The sequence below is a fragment of the Actinoplanes aureus genome, assembly GCF_015704865.1.
Classification (GTDB): Bacteria; Actinomycetota; Actinomycetes; order Mycobacteriales; family Micromonosporaceae; genus Actinoplanes; species Actinoplanes aureus.
This window is the reverse complement of the sequence record NZ_JADQTO010000021.1, coordinates 177,361-182,656: the sequence shown is the minus strand read 5'-3', so window position 1 is coordinate 182,656 and position 5,296 is coordinate 177,361. Positions and strand designations below refer to the sequence as shown.

5 protein-coding genes are annotated in these 5,296 nt (G+C 70.2%); 3 read left to right on the top strand and 2 right to left on the bottom strand.

Annotated elements, in window-relative coordinates; translation table 11 throughout:
• Positions 1–85: 85 nt before the first annotated feature.
• Positions 86–394: a hypothetical protein gene (locus I4J89_RS34775; protein ID WP_196418389.1), complete on the bottom strand. Its 309-nt coding sequence runs from the start codon at positions 392–394 to the stop codon at positions 86–88.
• A 101-nt stretch (positions 395–495) separates the two neighbouring features.
• Between I4J89_RS34775 and I4J89_RS34770 the strand changes: the two genes are divergently transcribed.
• Positions 496–1,383 (top strand): helix-turn-helix transcriptional regulator, encoded by an 888-nt coding sequence (locus I4J89_RS34770; protein WP_196418388.1) that lies wholly within the window; start codon positions 496–498, stop codon positions 1,381–1,383.
• A gap of 430 nt (positions 1,384–1,813) precedes the next feature.
• The gene (locus I4J89_RS34765) at positions 1,814–3,193 is read left to right on the top strand and encodes an FG-GAP repeat domain-containing protein (RefSeq protein ID WP_309238592.1); all 1,380 of its coding nucleotides are present in this window, start codon (positions 1,814–1,816) and stop codon (positions 3,191–3,193) included.
• Here I4J89_RS34765 and I4J89_RS34760 read toward each other — a convergent pair.
• On the bottom strand, positions 3,190–3,504 hold the full coding sequence (locus tag I4J89_RS34760) for a heavy-metal-associated domain-containing protein (protein ID WP_196418386.1): 315 nt from the start codon (positions 3,502–3,504) through the stop codon (positions 3,190–3,192). The genes I4J89_RS34765 and I4J89_RS34760 overlap by 4 nt on opposite strands.
• A gap of 296 nt (positions 3,505–3,800) precedes the next feature.
• On the opposite strand from I4J89_RS34760, the gene I4J89_RS34755 reads away from it, so the two are divergent.
• Positions 3,801–5,216, top strand: a complete 1,416-nt coding sequence (locus I4J89_RS34755) for an MFS transporter (RefSeq protein ID WP_196418385.1) — start codon at positions 3,801–3,803, stop codon at positions 5,214–5,216.
• The last annotated feature ends 80 nt before the right edge of the window (positions 5,217–5,296 follow it).

Below are 5,296 nucleotides of genomic sequence, written 5' to 3'. Positions count from 1 at the left end.
CTGGTTCAGGCCACCACCATCGCCGTACCGCATGCTTCCAGCACACCCGAAACCGGCGAAACCGGTCGATCCCCCGAAAGCGTCTTCAATAGACCTGGCACAAACCCTGACCCCGAAAGCGCTCTAGACCGCTGGTCAGTGAGCCCAGGCGAATCAGCGCCAGCTCCACCGTTGCCGGCAGCATCGCGGCGAGCTGCCCCTCCGGCGTGTCGGTCAAGATCGCCGTAGCTTCACCCCCGTCCAACCGCAGCACCACCGGCACGCCGGCTCCGGTACTGGTGGCCGATGACGACCCACGGTCGCCTGCGTCGAGGCCGCCGGAGGCGACCGAGCAGCCGGCCAGCGCGGCGGCGAGTGCGGCGAGCGGGAGGGCGGCGGTGAATGCCGAGGTCATGCCTTGAGCACACCCGTGCAGCTCAGCGCGGGGAAGTCACTGATGATGGGTGTACTGCCAGTACATCGCAGGTCGGCGGCGTGCACCGTACCGTCGAGGTCATGGACAACCGAGTCGAGGTACGCGAGTTCCTCACCTCACGCCGCGCCAAGGTGAGCCCCGCGCGGGCCGGTCTGCCTACCAGCGGGCAACGCCGTGTTCCCGGCCTGCGGCGCAGCGAGGTCGCCGCGCTGGCCGGCATGAGCGTGGAGTACTACGCCAAGCTGGAACGCGGCGCCCTCGCCGGAGTGTCCGCCGGTGTGCTCGACGCGATCGCCCGGGCGCTGCAGCTCGACGACGCCGAACGGGCACATCTGCTGCGCCTGGCGCACGAGGCGGACGGCAGTAACGTGCTCGTGCGGCCGCGGCGCCGCCCGAAGGCCTGGTCGGTGCGGCCCAGCCTGCAGTGGTCGCTCGACGCGATCACGAATGCTCCGGCGATCGTCGGCAACAACCGGTCGGACCTGGTGGCCGCCAATCAACTGGGCCGAGCCATGTATTGGGAGCACTTCGCCGACCCGTCGAGCCCGCCGAACTTCGCCAGGTTCATCTTCCTCGACGGTGCAGCGTCCCGCTTCTACCCGGACTGGGATCTGGCTGCCGACATGTGCGTGGCGAACTTGCGTACGGCGGCCGGGGTGGATCCGCACGACAAGGGGCTGCATGACCTGGTCGGGGAGCTGTCCACCCGCAGCGACGCTTTCCGCCGGCGTTGGGGATCGCACAACGTGCGTACCCACGGCACCGGCGTCAAGCAGTTCCACCATCACATCGTCGGCGACCTCACGCTCGCCTACGAGACCTTGGACCTTCGTGCCGAGCCCGGCCTCGGCATCACGATCTACACCGCCGAGCCCGGCTCGACGAGCGACGACGCGCTCCGCCTGCTGACCTCCTGGGCGGCGTCACATGCACCGGCGACCATAGCGGGGGACCTGCCGGTCGAGTGAACCGCGCTGGGCCGGGCAGCGCGTGGCGACCGATCCCGCGGTGGCGGCAGCAAGGGTGAGGCGCGGTGGTGAACGAGCAGCCGGAAGCGCGGCCCGCGGCAGTGGCTGGTCTCGCGTACGCGGTCGGTCTTGTGCCATGGCTGCTCTGCCCATCGGCGACGCGCTCGTCGGCGGAAATCCGCACTGGACGCCAGGGCGTTCCCTCCCCCTTCCGTGTGAATCGCGACCTGTGGCACATTGGTGCAGCGCGTCGACCGTCTGCGGGGAGGCCCGGTACGACATGGCAGTAGCTCAGGGATCCGGCGCCCGACCACGACTCCTTCTCCTGGCGGCGCTTGCCGCCGTATCGATAGGCCTGTCACCGGCCACCGCAGCCGCGACCCCGAGGCCGGCCGCAGCGGCCCCGTCCACGTCCTGTGTCCCGGGCCCGGTGACGTTCGCCGACCGGGCGATCGCCGACAGCCTGCGCCCGTACATGAACGGCCGGCGACTCGGTGGGTTGGTCAGCGGCCGGAGCATCGCCTGCGCCCGCGTCATCGTCCGGCACGTCCAGATGCGCGGGCTGGCTCAGCGTGCTGCGGTGATCGCGGTGACCACCGCGATCGCCGAGAGCACTTTGCACAACCGCACCGTCGCGGTGGACCACGACAGCCTGGGCCTGTTCCAGCAGCGGCCCTCGCAAGGTTGGGGCCGGCCGGATCAGCTGGTGGATCCCGGTTACGCCACCGATGCGTTCCTTCGTGCGATGGTCCGCAAGCACCCCGGCGGCAGCTGGCTGACCGGCGACGTCGGGGCCGTCTGCCAGCGGGTGCAGGGCTCGGCTCATCCGGGCGCGTACGGGCCGGAAGCGCATGACGCCCAGCTCATCGTGGCGAGGCTGTGGTCCGAGGCGCGGACGGCACCGTCTGCGGTGCCGGCCGGACCGCCGGCGGCGCCGAAGCCGAAGGCACCGACGGGACCCTTCCAACGAGCCCTCACCACTGCCGGAACCGAGTTGGGTCCGCTCGACGGTCAGCATGACCTCGCGATGGCGGACTGGAACGGTGACGACCGCCTCGACCTGGTGGTCGTGAAAGGCGGAGGCGCCGTCACCGGCAAGACCGACGTTCGCATCATGGACGGCGCGACCGACTTCTCGACGCTGCTGCTGAACACGGCGACCGCTCTGGGGCCCACCGACGCACGCCATGCGTACTCTGTCGCGGACTGGAACGGCGACGCCGTGCCGGACCTTCTGGTGGTGCAGAAGTCGGGCACGGCCAGCGGCCGCACGGAGGTGCGCATCGTCGACGGTGCTTCGAGCTTCCAGCGGTTGCTGTTGGAGACCGCCATTGGTCACGCGGCCGCGGATGACCGTCACCAGTTCGCTTCGGCGGACTGGAACGGCGACGGCCGGCTCGATCTGGTGATGGTGCAGGTGTCCGGAACGGTGAGCGGCAAGATGGAAGTGCAGGTTCTCGATGGGGCCGCCGATCTGCAGCGTCCCCTTGCGCCGACGGCCACCACCTCGGAGGGAGTAGGTGAGAACCGTCAGGTCTCGGTCGACGACTGGAACGGCGACCACCGTCCCGATCTCGTGATCGTGCAGAAGTCGGGTGCGACCAGCGGGAAGACTGAACTACGAGTCCTCGACGGAGCGTCGGGCCTGCGCGGTTACCTGCTACAGGCCCGTACCGCGCAGGCTTCCACTGACGATCGTCATGACATTCTGACGACTGACCGGAACGGCGACCGCCGTCCCGATCTCGTGGTGGTGCAGAAGACCGGCACCGCGAGTGGCCGTGCCGAGGTGCTGGTTCTCGTCGGCTAGCTTGCCGCGGTCTGGTTCGGCCGGCATCGGCCGCCCGATGCTTCGAGCTGGTAGCCGGCCTCAGCCACTGCTGCTGCGACAACCCGGTCGTCGAGCGTGGCGCTGCTGGTCACGGTGACTGCGCCGGTGGCGACGTCGATGCCGACATCCTGTACGCCGGGGACCTCGGCGAGCTGCTTGCTCACCCGGGCTGCGCAGCCACCGCACGTCATCCCGGCGACCTGGTACACCGTCTGCGTGCCGCCCGGCTCAGCCGCCGGCGCGGTGGCCGTCGTGGTCGCGCAGGCACATGCTGTCTCGTTGCCGCACATGGGCATCTCCTTCTCGTGTGGGTGAGTACTGCGGTCGGGGGAGTCGGTCATGCCCGCACGAGCCGGGCGATGGCGCCGGAGGCCTCGTTGAGCTTGATCTCAGGCTCCGGGCCGCCCGCGCGCAATGACAGCTCCTTCCGGGACGTACCATACCCCCCTAGGGTATTGCCCGGAAGTCGCGCCGCCTGATGTGACGTGCCTGGCATCAAGGAGTACGGCTTGACCGTGGATACCCCCAGGGGGTAACAATAGCGCCGAACATTGATACCCCCCGGGGGTAACTGAGAGGTTCGGTCATGTCCCGCAGTCCGCAACGGTGGTGGGCCCTCGCGCTCATCGCACTCGCCCAATTCATCGTCATCATGGACACGTCGATCATCGGCGTGGCCCTGCCCAAGATGCAGAACGACCTCGGCTTCACCCCGAGCAATCTGTCCTGGGTGTTCAACGCCTACGTCGTCGCATTCGGCGGCCTGCTGCTGCTCGGCGGCCGCCTGTCCGACCTGTACGGCGCCCGCCGGATCTTCGCCGCCGGCTGGGCCATCCTGCTCGCCGGCTCCGCCGCCGCCGGCCTGGCCGGCACCGTCGAAGTCGAACTGGCCGCCCGCGCCGTGCAGGGCGCCGGCGCCGCCCTGATCGCCCCGTCCGCACTGACCCTGCTGATGATGCTGTTCGGCGCCCGGCCCGCCGAGCTCACCAAAGCCCTAGCGCTGTACGGGGCGGCCGCTCCCGCCGGCGGCACCGCCGGCGTCTTCCTCGGCGGCGTGATCACCGAATACGCCAGCTGGCCGTGGGTGTTCTACCTCAACATCCCGATCGCCGTCCTGGCTCTGATCGCCACCCCGGCGCTCATGCCCGCCGGTGGCGCCCGCCACGGCAGCCTCGACGTCGCCGGTGCGCTGACCGTCACCGCAGGTCTGGCCGCCGCCGTCTACGCGATCGTCCGCGCCCCCGAGATCGGCTGGAACTCCGGACAGACCTGGCTCACCCTCGCCGGCGCCGCGATCCTGCTCGCCGCCTTCGTGCTCATCCAGGCCCGCCGGCGCGAACCGCTGATGCGGCTGTCCCTGTTCGCCAACCGCAACCTGTCCGCCGCCAACGTCGCCCAGCTGCTGCTCGGCGCCGCATGGATCCCGATGTGGTTCTACCTCAACCTCTACCTGCAGCAGGTCCTCGGCTACAGTGCCTTTCCCAGCGGCGCGGCACTGCTGCCGATGACCATCCTCATCATGCTCGGCATGATCGCGCTGGCACCGCGCGTCATCGCCCGCTTCGGACCCAAGACGACCCTGGTCACCGGCCTCGCGGTCCTCGCCGCCGGCCTCGGCTGGCTCGCCCTGATCCGCCCCACCGGCAGCTACCTCGTCGACGTGCTACCCGCCTCCCTGGTCGCCGCCCTCGGTATGGCCCTGGCCTTCATACCCTCGCTGGGTACCGCTCTGTCCAGCGCCCGCCCCGAGGAAGGCGGTCTAGCCTCCGGCATCGTCAACACCAGCTACCAGATCGGCTCCGCCCTCGGCCTGGCCGCCATGACCGCGCTCGCCACCGCCCACGGCGCCGACCAGCTCGGCAACCTTCCCGCCCTCACCGACGGGTACTCCGCAGCCCTGCTCGGTGCGGCCGGCATCGCCGCCGCGGCGGCGATCCTCGCCGCCATCACTCTCACCAGTCCCGCCACCAGCCAGTCCGAAACCGCACCGGCAACCCGATGAGCTCGGGCTGCTGTACCCGCTGCGCCGAGCCGCCGCCCCCGCCGCGCGGCGCCCCCCCCCCCCCAAACCGCCCCCCCCCG